The sequence below is a fragment of the Nocardioides flavescens genome (genome assembly GCF_009823805.1).
In the GTDB taxonomy this organism is placed as follows: domain Bacteria; phylum Actinomycetota; class Actinomycetes; order Propionibacteriales; family Nocardioidaceae; genus Nocardioides; species Nocardioides flavescens.
In genome coordinates, this window is the sequence record NZ_WUEK01000014.1 from 32197 (window position 1) to 45405 (window position 13209).

Annotated in this window: 16 protein-coding genes, 1 tRNA gene and 1 pseudogene; 12 read left to right on the top strand and 6 right to left on the bottom strand. The window is 72.4% G+C overall.

The genetic code is table 11. From position 1 onward, the window contains the following. The first annotated feature begins 87 nt into the window (after positions 1-87). The 4 genes from GRQ65_RS19055 to GRQ65_RS22240 all read left to right on the top strand — a co-directional run bounded on the left by GRQ65_RS19055 (position 88) and on the right by GRQ65_RS22240 (position 1289). Positions 88-276, top strand: a complete 189-nt coding sequence (locus tag GRQ65_RS19055) for a hypothetical protein (protein WP_160879593.1) — start codon at positions 88-90, stop codon at positions 274-276. A gap of 164 nt (positions 277-440) precedes the next feature. Further along, a complete protein-coding gene (locus tag GRQ65_RS19060; protein ID WP_160879594.1) occupies positions 441-770 on the top strand; it encodes a WhiB family transcriptional regulator in 330 nt (109 codons plus the stop codon). Then, positions 674-1006, top strand: coding sequence for a putative WhiB-interacting protein (locus tag GRQ65_RS24320; protein ID WP_500690543.1), 333 nt, complete (start codon positions 674-676; stop codon positions 1004-1006). The genes GRQ65_RS19060 and GRQ65_RS24320 overlap by 97 nt, the downstream gene beginning before the upstream one ends. Before the next feature lie 121 nt (positions 1007-1127). Beyond that, a complete protein-coding gene (locus tag GRQ65_RS22240; RefSeq protein ID WP_202388416.1) occupies positions 1128-1289 on the top strand; it encodes a hypothetical protein in 162 nt (53 codons plus the stop codon). Between the two features lie 15 nt (positions 1290-1304). Here GRQ65_RS22240 and GRQ65_RS19070 read toward each other — a convergent pair whose 3' ends face one another. Then, positions 1305-2102 (bottom strand): hypothetical protein, encoded by a 798-nt coding sequence (locus tag GRQ65_RS19070; RefSeq protein ID WP_160879596.1) that lies wholly within the window; start codon positions 2100-2102, stop codon positions 1305-1307. Between the two features lie 88 nt (positions 2103-2190). Beyond that, positions 2191-2349 carry a DUF5679 domain-containing protein gene (locus GRQ65_RS22245; protein ID WP_202388373.1) on the bottom strand — a complete coding sequence of 53 codons (159 nt, stop codon included), beginning with the start codon at positions 2347-2349 and terminating at the stop codon, positions 2191-2193. Between the two features lie 137 nt (positions 2350-2486). Between GRQ65_RS22245 and GRQ65_RS19075 the strand changes: the two genes are divergently transcribed. The 3 genes from GRQ65_RS19075 to GRQ65_RS19085 all read left to right on the top strand — a co-directional run bounded on the left by GRQ65_RS19075 (position 2487) and on the right by GRQ65_RS19085 (position 5082). Further along, entirely contained in the window at positions 2487-3299 is an 813-nt protein-coding gene (locus GRQ65_RS19075; RefSeq protein ID WP_160879597.1) for an enoyl-CoA hydratase/isomerase family protein, read from the top strand. Between the two features lie 124 nt (positions 3300-3423). Next, positions 3424-4494: a PHP domain-containing protein gene (locus tag GRQ65_RS19080; protein ID WP_237448545.1), complete on the top strand. Its 1071-nt coding sequence runs from the start codon at positions 3424-3426 to the stop codon at positions 4492-4494. Positions 4495-4503: 9 nt separating this feature from the next. Further along, positions 4504-5082 carry a M48 metallopeptidase family protein gene (locus GRQ65_RS19085; protein WP_160879598.1) on the top strand — a complete coding sequence of 193 codons (579 nt, stop codon included), beginning with the start codon at positions 4504-4506 and terminating at the stop codon, positions 5080-5082. Here the strand turns inward: GRQ65_RS19085 and GRQ65_RS19090 are convergent. From GRQ65_RS19090 to GRQ65_RS19100, 3 genes are read right to left on the bottom strand one after another with little or no spacing between them, the layout of a single operon-like run. Next, a complete protein-coding gene (locus GRQ65_RS19090; RefSeq protein WP_337191880.1) occupies positions 5061-5672 on the bottom strand; it encodes an NUDIX hydrolase in 612 nt (203 codons plus the stop codon). The genes GRQ65_RS19085 and GRQ65_RS19090 overlap by 22 nt on opposite strands. Further along, positions 5665-7005: a zinc-dependent metalloprotease gene (locus tag GRQ65_RS19095; RefSeq protein WP_160879599.1), complete on the bottom strand. Its 1341-nt coding sequence runs from the start codon at positions 7003-7005 to the stop codon at positions 5665-5667. Before GRQ65_RS19095 ends, GRQ65_RS19090 begins: the two co-directional genes overlap by 8 nt. 31 nt (positions 7006-7036) lie before the next feature. Then, positions 7037-7486 (bottom strand): molybdenum cofactor biosynthesis protein MoaE, encoded by a 450-nt coding sequence (locus GRQ65_RS19100; protein WP_160879600.1) that lies wholly within the window; start codon positions 7484-7486, stop codon positions 7037-7039. Positions 7487-7517: 31 nt separating this feature from the next. Here GRQ65_RS19100 and GRQ65_RS22250 point away from each other — a divergent pair, with 31 nt between their 5' ends. The 5 genes from GRQ65_RS22250 to GRQ65_RS19125 all read left to right on the top strand — a co-directional run bounded on the left by GRQ65_RS22250 (position 7518) and on the right by GRQ65_RS19125 (position 12862). Further along, positions 7518-7853, top strand: coding sequence for a hypothetical protein (locus GRQ65_RS22250; RefSeq protein ID WP_202388374.1), 336 nt, complete (start codon positions 7518-7520; stop codon positions 7851-7853). Positions 7854-7939: 86 nt separating this feature from the next. Beyond that, positions 7940-9007, top strand: a complete 1068-nt coding sequence (locus GRQ65_RS19110) for a YlbL family protein (RefSeq protein WP_160879601.1) — start codon at positions 7940-7942, stop codon at positions 9005-9007. Positions 9008-9010: 3 nt separating this feature from the next. Beyond that, positions 9011-9586: a PPA1309 family protein gene (locus GRQ65_RS19115; RefSeq protein ID WP_337191881.1), complete on the top strand. Its 576-nt coding sequence runs from the start codon at positions 9011-9013 to the stop codon at positions 9584-9586. Beyond that, positions 9583-12708, top strand: a complete 3126-nt coding sequence (locus GRQ65_RS19120) for a UPF0182 family membrane protein (RefSeq protein ID WP_160879602.1) — start codon at positions 9583-9585, stop codon at positions 12706-12708. Before GRQ65_RS19115 ends, GRQ65_RS19120 begins: the two co-directional genes overlap by 4 nt. 80 nt (positions 12709-12788) lie before the next feature. Next, a tRNA-Met gene (locus GRQ65_RS19125) sits at positions 12789-12862 on the top strand. Between the two features lie 62 nt (positions 12863-12924). Here the strand turns inward: GRQ65_RS19125 and GRQ65_RS23055 are convergent. Then, a pseudogene (locus tag GRQ65_RS23055) lies at positions 12925-13209 on the bottom strand (hypothetical protein); the annotation flags it as partial.

Genomic DNA, 13209 nt, shown 5'->3' on the forward strand with positions numbered 1-13209 from the left:
GGAGCGATACCTTGCTGCTCCAAGCCGAACGCGCACACACGGGCTGACGACCCGGCGCACGAGAAGAGAGACGGAGGTGTGGAACCGATGACGCTCAACACGAACCTGTGGACGGTGATCGACCCGTCCGGCTTCGCCATGCCCGCGTGCGCCCACGCCTCCCTCACGACCATCGAGCGCGATCGCACCCAGGCCATCCAGACCACCCAGGGCTTCCTGGGTCGCACCGTCGCCTACGTCCCGGGGACCCTTGCCTGGAGTCCGCCCCTCAGTTGAGACATCAGCTGATCGGCAGCCTCCAGGCCGCGGAACCCACGACAGGGTTCCGCGGCCTTTCTGTTTCTCGGGCGCGGACCACCGTCCGAGAGCAGGACCGATTGATGCCAGCACCACTGACCACGACCATCCGCGATCAAGGTGAAGCAGAGGAGGTGAAAGACATGACCATCAGCGTTCTCGACCGGCCCGTCGACCAGCCGGCCACCGGGGCCTCACTGGGCGGCCTGCACGATGCCGCCTCGGGGGTGGACGCGGCGGACCTCCCGTGCCGGGTGAAGGACCCGGAGCTCTGGTTCGCCGAGTCGCCCAGCGACGTGGAGTACGCCAAGGCCCTGTGCGTCGACTGCCCCGTCCGCGCCCTGTGCCTCGACGGCGCTCTCGAGCGCCGCGAGCCGTGGGGCGTCTGGGGAGGCCAGCTGTTCATCGCTGGCGTCGTCGTCGCCCGCAAGCGTCCGCGCGGTCGCCCTCGCAAGAGCGAGTCAGCCGCCTGACCGACGCCCGTCCAGTCCCAGAAGGAACCACCTCACCTCTCATGACCGACCACCGAAGCAGGAGCACCGAGATGAACTTGATGAACGAGAACCTGGCGCGCGCACAGATGTCCGCGCGCCTGGGAGAGGCGCACCAGATGCGGCGTGGCCACCAGCTGGCCCGCGCCCGCCGGCTCAGCCGCAAGGCGGAGCGGGCTGCTCTGCAGGCGCGTCTCGCCCTGGCCCGCGCCCTGTAGAGCCTCGCGGATCCCGCGGGGGTCACCCTGATCGCGGGTGGAACACCGGAACCGGGCACGACCACTGGTCGTGCCCGGTTCTGTCATGTCCGAGCGACGGCGTCCGCAGTAGCGTGCTCGCGTGATCACCTGCGACTTCTGCGGACGCCAGGAGAGCGACGAGGCGCGCACGCTGACCTGGAGCACGGCGGTCGAACGCGGTCGGCAGCTGAGGTTCTGCGACCGCTGCTCGCGCGAGCACCTGCGCTCGATGGAGGGCAAGCTCGACAGCGAGCACTGGTAGCCCGGCACCCGCAGCTCAGGCGCTGGCGGCTCGCTGCGCGACCTCCTCGTCCCAACTGCACCCGCAGTGCACGTGCCTGCGGTACGCCGTCCGCTCCGGCTCGGTCTCACCGAGGGTGACGACCGCGGACCAGGTGGAAGGCTCGTCGCCGACGGCGGCCAGCGCCAGGTCGCGCACCGCCCAACCGAGGGCGAGGGTGCGCAGGGCCGGGTCGGGCGCGAGCGGTCGCAGCGGGTCACCGTCGGCGTGCTGGGCGACCAGCAGGTCCCGACGCGGGTCGCGCTCGCGCAGGTGCGCGTCGACGCAGCGCAGACACGCGGTGCGCCCGGGGTCGACGTAGGGCCCGAGTCGCACCTCGCCCCCGGGCAGCTCGGCCACCGGCAGGTGCGGGGTCGCGGAGCGCATCCAGGCGTCGAGCCGCTCGCGGTCGGGCTCGCCGCACGTCCAGACCAGGGCGACCGACGCCTCGCCGGCGACGGGGGCACCGAGGCCGCTGCGCTCGGTCAGGTCGCGGGCCGTCGCCTCGAGGTCGGGCGGCACGTCGAGGTGCACCGCGCACCGGGCGCGGGCGGCGGTCTGCGCCGCCTCCGCGTCCGCGCCGACGAGCAGGCCGGCGCGCACGAGGCTGGCGAGGGCGCGGCCGGTCTGGTCGTCGAGGGTCGACAGCGGGGCGCCGGCTGCGAGGTCGCCGAGGAGGCGTCGTACGCCGGGGGAGTCGGGCAGGACCGCGGCGTGCGGTGCGTCGAGGCCGACCTGCAGGTGGCGCTCGTCGCGCCGCAGGAGCCGGAGGCCGGGGACGAGGAGCCAGGTCACCGAGCCACGCTCACACGGATCACCGCGGAGCGTCGGCCCCTCTCCACAGGGCCTCTGCAGGGCCCGGCCCCGGGAGAGGGGGAGAGCGTCAGGCCTTGCCGAGGATCCGGTTGAGGTTGGTGCCGCAGACCGGGCAGACGCCCTTGGCCATGCGGGTCCCCTTCTCGCTGACCTTGACCTCGCCCTCCGCCTCGCGCTTCTCCTTGCACTTGACGCAGTAGAACTCGCCGCTCCAGGTCTCGGCCATGTCGGACTCCTCGCTGATGGTGATCGGGGTGGTGATCGGGTGGTGATCGGGGGTGGTGGATCGCTGCGACGCTACTGCACAGCGAGGCGTGGGATCGCTCACGGCGCGCCCGGTCGCGGCTCTATAGCCTGCGCTGCATGTCCGCTCCCACGCTCACCCACCTGCGTCTCGACCGGCCCGCCGACGGCGTCGCCCGCCTCACCCTCGACAACCCCGACCTGCGCAACGCGATGTCCGACGAGATGACGGCCTCGTGGACCGAGGCGATCGCGGCCCTGCGCGCCGATCGCACCGTGCGGGTCGTCGTGGTCACGGGGGAGGGCTCGGCGTTCTGCTCGGGCGGCAACACCTCGTGGATCGCGAGCGAGCCCGACGCGACCGTCGACGACCTGCGCGAGCGGATGCTGCCCTTCTACCGCTCGTGGCTGTCGATCCGCACCCTCGAGGTGCCGACGATCGCCGCCGTCAACGGAGCGGCCATCGGAGCCGGGCTCTGCCTCGCGCTCGCCTGCGACCTGCGCTACGCCGCCGCGGGCGCGAAGCTCGGCGTGCCCTTCGTCAAGCTCGGCATGCACGCCGGCATGGGCGGCACCCACCTGCTGCCGGAGGTGGTCGGGCAGGCGCACGCCCGCGACCTGCTGCTGACGGGTCGGGTGGTGGACGCCGACGAGGCGCTGCGCATGGGGATGGTCTCCCGGGTGCTCGGGCGCGACGGGTCCGGCGAGGGGTTCGGCGACGAGGTGCTGTCGATCGCCCGCGACGTGGCCGCGACGGCGCCGATCGCGAGCCGGCTCACCAAGCTGGCGCTGCTCGACGGCGGCCATAGCGACCTCGAGACCGCGCTGCAGTGGGAGGCGCTCGCCCAGCCCGTGACGCTGGCGACGGCCGACCTCCAGGAAGGGGTGCGGGCCAGCCGCGAGAAGCGGGCCCCGGTGTTCGAGGGCCGCTGAGCCGCTCCTCCACAAACGGTTCTCCCCAGCCTGTGGACAAAACTGTGGACGCAGGTGTGGACAGCGTGTGGAGGGCTGTGCACAGCCGTCGCGCGGGCGGCCCGACTGCTCGTAGGGTGGCGAGATGAGCGAGGCGATGCACGACGGGGGGGACGACGGGGGGTACGACGGGGGGCCGGTCGCAGCGCTGCGACGCATCGGCTTCCTCCTGGAGCGCGGACGCGAGGACACCTTCAAGGTCAAGGCGTTCCGAGGCGCGGCCGCGGCCATCCTCCCGCTGCCCGAGGACGAGCTGCGGGCCCGGGCCGACGAGGGCACGCTGACCGACCTGCCCGGGGTGGGCTCCAGCTCGGCGAAGGTGATCGTGTCCGCGCTGCGCGGCGAGCTGCCGCAGCGCCTCGCCGACCTCGAGGCCGAGCACGGCGGCCCGCTCACCGAGGGCGGGGCGAGCGTCCGGGCGGCGATGCGGGGCGACCTGCACTCCCACTCCGACTGGTCCGACGGCGGCTCGCCGATCGAGGAGATGGCCTTCACCGCGATCGAGCTCGGCCACGACTACCAGGTGCTCACCGACCACTCGCCCCGGCTGCGGATCGCCAACGGCCTCAGTGCCGACCGGCTGCGGCGCCAGCTCGGGGTCGTGGACGCGGTCAACGAGCACCTCGCCGGGAGCGGGTTCACCCTGCTCAAGGGCATCGAGGTCGACATCCTCGACGACGGCAGCCTCGACCAGCACGACGAGCTCCTCGAGCGACTCGACGTCCGGGTCGCCAGCGTGCACTCCAAGCTCGCGATGGAGGAGCGCGCGATGACCCGGCGCATGGTCGCCGCCGTGCGCAACCCGCTGACCAACGTGCTGGGCCACTGCACCGGCCGGATGGTCACGGGGTCACGGGGCACCCGTCAGCAGTCGCAGTTCGACGCCGCCGCGGTGTTCCGGGCGTGCGCCGAGACCGGCACGGCCGTCGAGATCAACTCCCGCCCCGAGCGGCGCGACCCGCCCAGCGACCTGCTCGCCCTCGCCCGCGACCTCGGCTGTCTGTTCTCCATCGACTCCGACGCCCACGCCCCGGGCCAGCTCGACTTCATCGCCTACGGGGCCGAGCGCGCCGAGGCCGCCGGCATCGAGCCCGAGCGGATCGTCAACACCTGGCCCCTGGAGCGGCTCCTGGAGTGGGCTCACCCGAAGGGCTAACCTCCGGCCATGACGGACCGCGGGGGCGAGGACGGGGCGGACGGTGGTGACGGCAGCGCCGAGCCGCTCGTCGAGGTCCGTCGCAGCAAGCGGCGCCGGCGCACGGTGTCGGCGTACCGCGACGGCGACCGCATCGTCGTGCTGCTCCCGGCATCGCTGAGCCGCGACGAGGAGGCGACCTGGGTCGAGCGGATGGTCGCCCGGGTCCGCCGCTCCGAGGAGCGACCGCCCGCCTCCGACGCCGAGCTGATGGAGCGGGCCCTCACCCTGAGCGACCGCTACCTCGGGGGCCTCGCCCCGCCCTCGTCGGTGCGCTGGGTCGAGAACCAGAAGCACCGCTGGGGCTCGTGCACCCCGGGCGACCGCAGCATCCGGCTCTCGGCACGGCTGCAGGCCATGCCCGGCTGGGTGGTCGACTACGTCCTGGTCCACGAGCTGGCCCACCTGCTCGAGCCGGGCCACGACGCGGCGTTCTGGGGCTGGGTCGACCGCTACCCGCAGAGCCAGCGGGCCCAGGGCTACCTGCTCGGCTGGTCGGCCGCCGCGCGGCTCGGTCCGCCCCCGGGTCAGGAGGGCGAGGTCGACTGACCCGCCGGCCGACCCGCCGGTCGACCCGCCCGTCGCACCGCGGCGCCGACGAACGCCGACAGCTCCGGGTCGGGGAGCTCGTCGACCGGCCACCAGCGCACGTCGAGCGACTCCTCGCTGACCTCGGTGGACGCGCCCTCTCGGGCGGTGGCCCAGAACATCACGTCGAGGTGCACGGTGACGCCGCCGTCGACGGGTGAGCCGCAGAACGGCACCTCGTGGGCGTCGAGCACGAGCGGCACCGGGTCCTGGTCGAGGTCGTCGCGATCCATCCCGGACTCCTCGACCCCCTCGCGCAGCGCCGCGCCCGCGAGCGTGCGGTCGACCGGTTCGGTGTGACCGCCGAACTGGAACCAGCGACCCGACTTGGCGTGCAGCGTGAGCAGCACGTGGCGGAGCGTCGGGTCGAGCACCAGCAGGCTCGCCGTGACGTGGGCGGGCGAGCAGGAGCGGGCGAGGCCGTCGGGGTGGGCCTCGAGGTGCGCGACGTAGCGCTGGCGCAGCTCGGCCTGCTCGGGCGAGGGCGGCTCCCAGGCCCGCAGCACCTCCAGAGCGTCAGCGCGCAGCGCGTCCGGGTGGGGCTCACTCACCGTCGAGCAGCTTGCGGAGCTCCGCGTCGAAGTCGGCCTCGCTGAGCTCCTCCGGCTTGGCGGCGTCCTCGCGGAAGCCCAGCGGGTCGTCGAGGTCCTCGGCCGTCGGGAGCAGGTCGGGGTGCATCCACACACCGTCGCGGGCCTCGGTGCCCTGGCGGGTGCGCAGCGAGCCCCACAGCGTCGAGGCGTCGCGCAGGCGGCGCGGACGCAGCTCGAGGCCGACCAGGGTGGCGAAGGTCTGCTCGGCCGGACCGCCGGTCGCGCGGCGGCGCCGGATCGCCTCCTGCAGCTTGGCGAACGTCGGCATCCGGCCCTCGGCCGCCTGCCCGACGACCTCGTCGACCCAGCCCTCGACCAGGGCCAGAGTGGTCTCGAGGCGCGCCAGGGCGGCCTTCTGCGCCGGCGACTCGGGCAGGTCGAACATGCCGCCGTCGAGCAGCTCCTGCATCGCCTCGGGGTTGCCGAGCGCGCTGGGGTCGAGCCCGCGCATCTGCTCCTCCACGCGCTGCTGGATGCCCTCGATGTTGAGCTCCACGCCCTCGGCGTAGGCCGTGACCGCGCCGACGAGGTGCTCGCGCAGCCATGGCACGCCGGCGAAGAGCCGCTGGTGGGCGGCCTCGCGCAGGGCGAGGAAGAGCAGCACGTCGTCGTCGGGGACGTCGAGGCCCTCGGCGAACGCCGCGACGTTGGCCGGCACGATCGCGGCGCGTCCGGCCGGCGCGAGGGGCACCCCGACGTCGGAGACCGAGAGGACCTCGGTGGCGAGGGTGCCGAGCCCGGACCCGACCTGGTTGGCGAGCACGGCGCCGATGGCGCGGCCGAGGAAGCCGAGGATCGGGCCGGCCTGGGCGCGGGCCTCCGGCGGCATCGCCGTGCCGAGCGCGTCGACGGACTGCCGCGCGATCGGCTCGACGAGCACCTTCCACACCTCGAGGGTCTGCACGACCCACTCGGCGCGGCTCCAGGCCTGCGCGGTCGTGACCCCCGAGGGGAAAGACGTGGTGGCGTCGAGCCAGTGGTCGGCGAGGACGAGCGCGTCCTTGACGCGGTCCTGCTGGGTCCCGGTCGGCGTCGGGTCGGGCTCGCGGGCGACGGTCTTGCGCGCGAGGTCGGTGGCGACCTCCCAGTTGAGCGGGCCGTCGTGCGGCTGCAGCAGCGACTGGAGCTGGCCGAAGAGCTGGCCCAGGTCGGGCATCTGCCCGCCGGGGCCACCGGCCCCGCCCGGCCCGCCCATCATCCCGCCCATCATCTGGCCGAAGAGCTGCTCGAAGGGCGTGCCCTTGAAGGGGTTCTGCGGATCCTCGCCCGAGCCGGAGCGGTCGTCTGCCATGCCCCGAGACTACGCCGGTGCCGGTCACCCCCTACGGCGAACCGACCCACTCCTCGGTGCCGTCGCCGAAGCGCTGGTGCTTCCAGATCGGCACCCGGTCCTTGAGCGTGTCGATGAGCGCGCGGGAGGCGTCGAACGACGTCCCGCGGTGGGCCGAGGTCGTCGCGATCACGACCGCGACGTCGCCGATGTCGAGGGAGCCGACCCGGTGGACCGCGGCGACGCCGTGGACCTCGTGGGCGGCGGCGACCTCCTCGCACACCTCGCGCAGGATGCCGAGCGCGGTCGGGTGGGCCGAGTAGTCGAGTCCGAGCACGCCCTTGCCGCCGTCGTGGTCGCGCACCCGGCCGACGAAGAGCGTGAGGCCGCCGGAGGCGTCGTCGTCGAGGGCGGCGACGACCTCGTCGACGTCGAGCGGCGTCTCGCGCAGGGCGACGAGCCGCACTGGGCTGTGCTGCTCGTCCGGCGTGGGCTCCGACATGCGGACGACGTTAGTACCTAGCGTGGGGGAGGTGGAGATCCTGCTCTGGCTCGCGCCGCCGGTCGTCGTCACCGTCGTCGCCATGCTCTGGGTCTCGTGGGTCGGCCGCGAGCGCGCCGAGCTCGACCAGGACGAGGCCGTGCGCCGTCTCGGCGCCGCTCTGGACAAGGAGCCGCGCCTGAGACGCGCCCGCACCCGACCCGGCGCCCGCGACCGGTCGACGCCGGCCCGGTCGAGCGGCGTCGCGGTCCGGCGTACGCCGCCCCGACCGCGGGGGCTGCCCCGCAACCCCGACGCGCCGCCGGCCGCACCGGCGACGCCGGTCGACGAGAACCGCCGCGAGCGGCGCGAGCGCCGCGCGTCCTGACCCTCGCGGTCCCACGGCCCACAGCGCGTCCACAGGTTGCCCAGGTGCGTCCTGGCGGGCAACCACGCGTTTGAGAGGCTTCCGCCATGAACCAGCGCGTGATCGCCGCCCTGCTGGCGACGCCGTTGGCAGCCGCGCTCGTGCTCGTCGCCCTGCTGGCCCCGCTGCCCTACACGACCTACTCGCCCGGACCGACGGTCGACGTCCTGGCCGCACCCGACGGCAAGGAGATCATCCAGGTCGGCGGCGGTGAGAAGACCTACCGCGACAGCGGGCAGCTGCGGATGACGACGGTGTCCGTCACCCCGCGCACGGCCCAGGTCAACCTGTTCGAGGTCATGCAGTCCTGGCTGAGCTCGAGCGACGCGGTCTACCCGCGCGACGCGGTCTACCCCGACGACCGCACCGCGGAGCAGGACGAGACCGAGGGGCAGGTGCAGATGCTGTCCTCGCAGGACACCGCCTCGGCCATCGCGCTGCGGGCGCTCGGCTACGACGTGCCGTCCTACGTCGAGGTGCAGGGCATCGACAGCGGTGCGCCGGCCGACGGCGCGCTCGACCTGCGCGACCTGTTCGTCGCCGTCAACGGCACCCGGCTGGCCCAGGACGACCTGCAGGCCGCCTCGACCGCCATCACCGACGCGATCGCCGCGGCCCCGGCGGGCCAGCCCGTGCAGCTCACGGTGCTGCGCGACGGCAAGGAGGTCACCGTGCCGGTCGTGCCGGAGGCGGGTGACGACGGCAAGCCGCGCATCGGGATCATCATGGGCCAGGGCTACGACCTGCCCTTCTCCGTCAACGTCGACATCGACCCGCGCATCGGCGGGCCGAGCGCGGGGCTGATGTTCTCCCTCGCGATCTACGACACCCTCACGCCCGGCTCGTTGACCGGCGGCGGAGAGGTGGCCGGCACCGGCGAGATCGAGGCCGACGGCAGCGTCGGACCGATCGGCGGCATCCAGCAGAAGATCGTCGGAGCCCGCCAGGCCGGGGCCCAGCTCTTCCTGGTGCCCGCCGACAACTGCGACGACGCCCGCGGGGCCGACAACCAGGACATGCGGCTCGCGAAGGTCGCGACGTTCGACGACGCTCGTGAGGCGATCGAGGCGTGGGCGGCAGACCACGGTGCCACACTTCCGAGCTGTGGGAGCTGACGCGTGAACGACGACCTGTCCGAGGAGCTCGCCGACCTCGACACCGACCCCGCGCTCGCGGTCGCGGTGCTCGAGATCGAGAAGCACGCCGCCGGGCTCGGCTGGGACCAGGCCGGGCGGCTCTACGCGCTCGTCGACACCGCCGAGCTCGTGCGCCGCGAGCCCGCCCTCGCCAGCGCGATGGGCCTCGACGACGCCTCCGCCGACGGGTCGCTGACCCCGGTCGAGCAGGAGCAGCTGCCGCAGGACCGCTTCGAGTCGACGCTGGCGACGATCACCTGGGGGCCCGAGGTGGCCGGCTGCGCCGCCGTCGTCGAGCGCCTCGTGCTGCCGCCCGACGCCGACGACGACATCCCCGACGACCCCACCGCAGCCGCGGCGTACGCCGCGCAGCACCCCGACCGCCAGGAGGTGCGGATGGTCGTCGGCGTGATGCGCGACGGCTCGTCGTACTGCGCGATGCGGCTGCGTGCCCACGACGACGACCACTCGGTCGTCGGCGGAGCCGACCTGGTGCCCGAGCTCATCGAGCTGCTCGGCGCCACCCTTGAGGACCCCGAGGACGAGGACGACCGATGAGCGAGCTGTTCGACGACGACCCGCGGGCCACCGGGCCCGCCGACCCGGGGCCCTCGCGGCGCTCACGGGCGCTGGTCATCACCGCCATCGTCCTGGTGCTGGCCTTCTTCGGCCTCACGACGTTCGCCAACTTCTGGACGAACGTGCTGTGGTACCGCGACATCGGCTTCTCCGGCGTCTACAGCCGGCTGCTCTGGACGCGCATCGGGCTCTTCGCGGTCTTCGGGCTGCTCATGGCCGTCGTGGTGGCCGTGAGCATGGTGGTGGCCTTCCGCACGCGGCCGCTGTTCCACCCGCCCTCGCAGGACCAGAGCGGCCTCGACCGCTACCGCCAGGCCGTGACGCCGATCCGCACCTGGCTGGTCGTGGGCCTCGCCGGGCTGTTCGGCATCTTCGCCGGCACCTCCGGGGCGGGGGAGTGGCGCACGTACATGCTGTGGCGCAACGGCGTGCCCTTCGAGCGCGACGACGCCTACTTCGGCAAGGACATCGGCTTCTTCGTCTTCGACCTGCCCTGGTACCACTACCTCGTCGACTTCGTGATGGCCGCCGCGGTCGTCGCGCTGCTCGCCGCCGCGGTCGTGCACTACCTCTACGGCGGGATCCGGCTGCAGCAGCCGACCGACCGCCTGTCCGGCGCGGCGCAGGCGCAGCTCTCGCTGCTCCTCGGCGTCTTCGTGCTCGCCAAGGCCGTCGACTACTGGCTCGACCGCTACGACCTCGCGAGCCGCTCCGGCTCGCGGCTGACGGGCATCACCTACACCGCCGACAACGCGATCCTCCCGGCCAAGGCGATCCTCATGGGCATCGCGCTCATCTGCGCCGTGCTGTTCTTCGTCAACGTCTGGCGCCGCACCTGGCTGCTGCCGTCGATGGGGCTCGCGCTGCTCGTCGTCTCCGCGATCCTGCTGGGCCTGGTGTGGCCCGGCATCGTGCAGCAGTTCCAGGTCCGCCCGAGCGAGGCGGACAAGGAGGCGCCCTACATCGAGAAGCACATCGCGGCCACGCGCGCGGCGTACGACATCGACACGGTGGAGGAGTACGAGCTACCCGCCGCCGGCACTCCCGCGACCGCCGTCGACGCGGCCACCGACCCGAGCGTCGCCTCGGTGCCGCTGGTCGACCCGCAGCTGGTGCGCCGCGCCTTCGAGCAGAACCAGCAGGTGCGCGGCTACTACTCCGTGGCCGACGTCCTCGACGTCGACCACTACGAGATCAACGGCGTCGACCGGGCGCTCGTGCTCGGCGTGCGCGAACTGGACCAGGACGCGCTCAGCAGCGAGGTGCGCAACTGGCTCAACCTGCACACCGTCTACACCCACGGCAACGACGTGATCGCGGCGTACGCCAACCAGCGTGACGCCGAGAACGCTCAGCTCGAGGCCAGTGGTGACGGGAACATCGACAACACCCAGTGGGCGCAGGGCAACCAGGTCGGACAGGACGACCTGGCGCAGGCCCTCGGTGGCTACGAGGACCGGGTGTACTTCGGCGAGAACAGCCCGAACTACTCCGTGGTCGGGAAGGCCTCCGAGGACGCGCCGAGCGTCGAGCTGGACCTGCAGCGCGCAACCGGCCCGAACGACGGTTCGACGGACGATTCGGATGCGACCAACGAGGCAGAGACGACCTACGACGGGGCGGGCGGAGTGCCGGTCGGCTCGACGTTCCGGCAGCTGCTCTACGCGATCAAGTTCGGCAGCACGAACTTCCTGCTCTCCCAGCGCGTCAACGCCAACTCCGAGGTCATCTACGAGCGCAACCCGGCCGACCGCGTCCGCAAGGTCGCGCCCTGGCTGACGCTGGACGACGACATCTACCCGGCAATCATCGACAACCGCATCCAGTGGATCGTCGACGGCTACACGACCACCGACCGGTTCCCCGGCTCGGAGCGCGAGTCCTTCGAGCGGATGACCGACGACACGCTGCAGGACCAGACCGGGCTGCGCACGCTCCCGACCGACGAGATCAACTACATGCGCAACTCGGTCAAGGCGACGGTCGACGCCTACGACGGCACGGTCACGCTCTACGGCTGGGACGAGCAGGACCCGATCCTGCGCGCCTGGGCAGCGGCGTTCCCCGGCACCGTGAAGCCGAAGTCTGACATCCCCGAGTCGCTGCTCGACCACCTGCGCTACCCCGAGGACATGTTCAAGGTGCAGCGCTACCAGTTCGCGCGCTACCACGTCACCGATCCCAACGCGTGGTTCCAGGACAACAACCGGTGGGAGGTCCCGGACGACCCGAACGGCGCCAACACCCTGCAGCCGCCGTACCGGATGTTCGTGACGCAGCCGTCCGGGCTGGTTCCGGACAATGCGACGGCTGAGGAGGCCGAGGTGCCGGACGGGCAGACCTGGTCGATGACCTCGACGTTCGTGCCCTACAAGCGCAACAACCTCGCGGCGTTCGTCTCGGTCGACTCCGACGCGACCTCCGACACCTACGGTCAGATCCGGGTCATCGACGTCATCGACGAGCAGCAGCAGGGCCCGGGTCAGGTGTCCAACAACCTGCGCTCCGACCCGACCGTCGCGGACGAGCTCGCGCAGTTCAACCGCTCCGGCAGCGCGCCGATCTACGGCAACCTGCTCACGCTGCCCGTCGGCGACGAGCTGATGTACGTCGAGCCGGTCTACGCTGCACGCGACACGACGAGCGACGCCAACTTCCCGATCCTGCGCTACGTCCTCGTCTCCTACCGCGGGGGCGTCGGGATCGACACGACGTTGAGTGGTGCGCTGCAGCGGGCCCAGAACAACGCGCCGACGAACGGCGTCAGCACCGGCGGCGACACCGGCAGCGAGACCCCGACGCCGTCGGCGGAGCCGAGCCCCAGCGACGAGCCGACCCCCTCGGACGAGCCGACGGTCACGCCCGGCAGCACGGTGGCCGAGCTGCTCTCGCAGGCCGAGCAGCAGTTCCAGCTCGCCCAGCAGGCACTCGAGTCCGGCGACCTCGCGGAGTACCAGAGCCGCAACGACCAGGCCCGCGACCTGATCTCGCAGGCCATCGCCCTGGAGGACGACAGCGCCTCCGGGACGGGCTCGGGATCCGGCTCGGGTTCTGGTGCCGGGTCGGCCTCGCCGGCGCCGTCGCCGACGCCCGCCCAGTGACGTGAGGCAGTGACGTGACGCCGGTGGGGCAGGCCCGATTTGGGTTCGGGCCGCCCCACCGGTAACGTTCTGTTCACCGACGCGGGGTGGAGCAGCTCGGTAGCTCGCTGGGCTCATAACCCAGAGGTCGCAGGTTCAAATCCTGCCCCCGCTACACATGTGATGTCTCAGGACATCGGCGACACCTGGACCTGCGGTTGCAGGTCCGGGTGTTGTTCATTTCGGGGTTGTTCGGGTGGGTCCTTTGGGTGCTCCGGTGGGTTGGTAGTCGCGTGTGGGGTCGAGGGTGAGCTCGCGGAGGAGTTCGCCGGTGGCGGCGTTGACGACTCTGATCTCTAGGTCGGCGACGAGCAGGATGACGCGGGTTCGGGCGTGGGTCCGGCCGATGCCGATGTGGTGGAGCCGGCCGTTGTGGCGCAGGGTGACGCAGCCAGATGCGTCGATGGTGTCGTGGCGTACCCGGGCGTGGGTGTCTGAGCTGCGGTCGGCGCCGGGGGCGGC

What these genes read in the sequence shown, in the direction of transcription:
- GRQ65_RS19055 (WP_160879593.1), top strand. Translation starts at nt 88, where the DNA reads ATGACGCTCAACACGAACCTGTGGACGGTGATCGACCCGTCCGGCTTC.
- GRQ65_RS19060 (WP_160879594.1), top strand. Translation starts at nt 441, where the DNA reads ATGACCATCAGCGTTCTCGACCGGCCCGTCGACCAGCCGGCCACCGGG.
- GRQ65_RS22245 (WP_202388373.1), bottom strand. Translation starts at nt 2,349, where the DNA reads ATGGCCGAGACCTGGAGCGGCGAGTTCTACTGCGTCAAGTGCAAGGAG.
- GRQ65_RS19075 (WP_160879597.1), top strand. Translation starts at nt 2,487, where the DNA reads ATGTCCGCTCCCACGCTCACCCACCTGCGTCTCGACCGGCCCGCCGAC.
- GRQ65_RS19080 (WP_237448545.1), top strand. Translation starts at nt 3,424, where the DNA reads ATGAGCGAGGCGATGCACGACGGGGGGGACGACGGGGGGTACGACGGG.
- GRQ65_RS19085 (WP_160879598.1), top strand. Translation starts at nt 4,504, where the DNA reads ATGACGGACCGCGGGGGCGAGGACGGGGCGGACGGTGGTGACGGCAGC.
- GRQ65_RS19095 (WP_160879599.1), bottom strand. Translation starts at nt 7,005, where the DNA reads ATGGCAGACGACCGCTCCGGCTCGGGCGAGGATCCGCAGAACCCCTTC.
- GRQ65_RS19100 (WP_160879600.1), bottom strand. Translation starts at nt 7,486, where the DNA reads ATGTCGGAGCCCACGCCGGACGAGCAGCACAGCCCAGTGCGGCTCGTC.
- GRQ65_RS19110 (WP_160879601.1), top strand. Translation starts at nt 7,940, where the DNA reads ATGAACCAGCGCGTGATCGCCGCCCTGCTGGCGACGCCGTTGGCAGCC.
- GRQ65_RS19120 (WP_160879602.1), top strand. Translation starts at nt 9,583, where the DNA reads ATGAGCGAGCTGTTCGACGACGACCCGCGGGCCACCGGGCCCGCCGAC.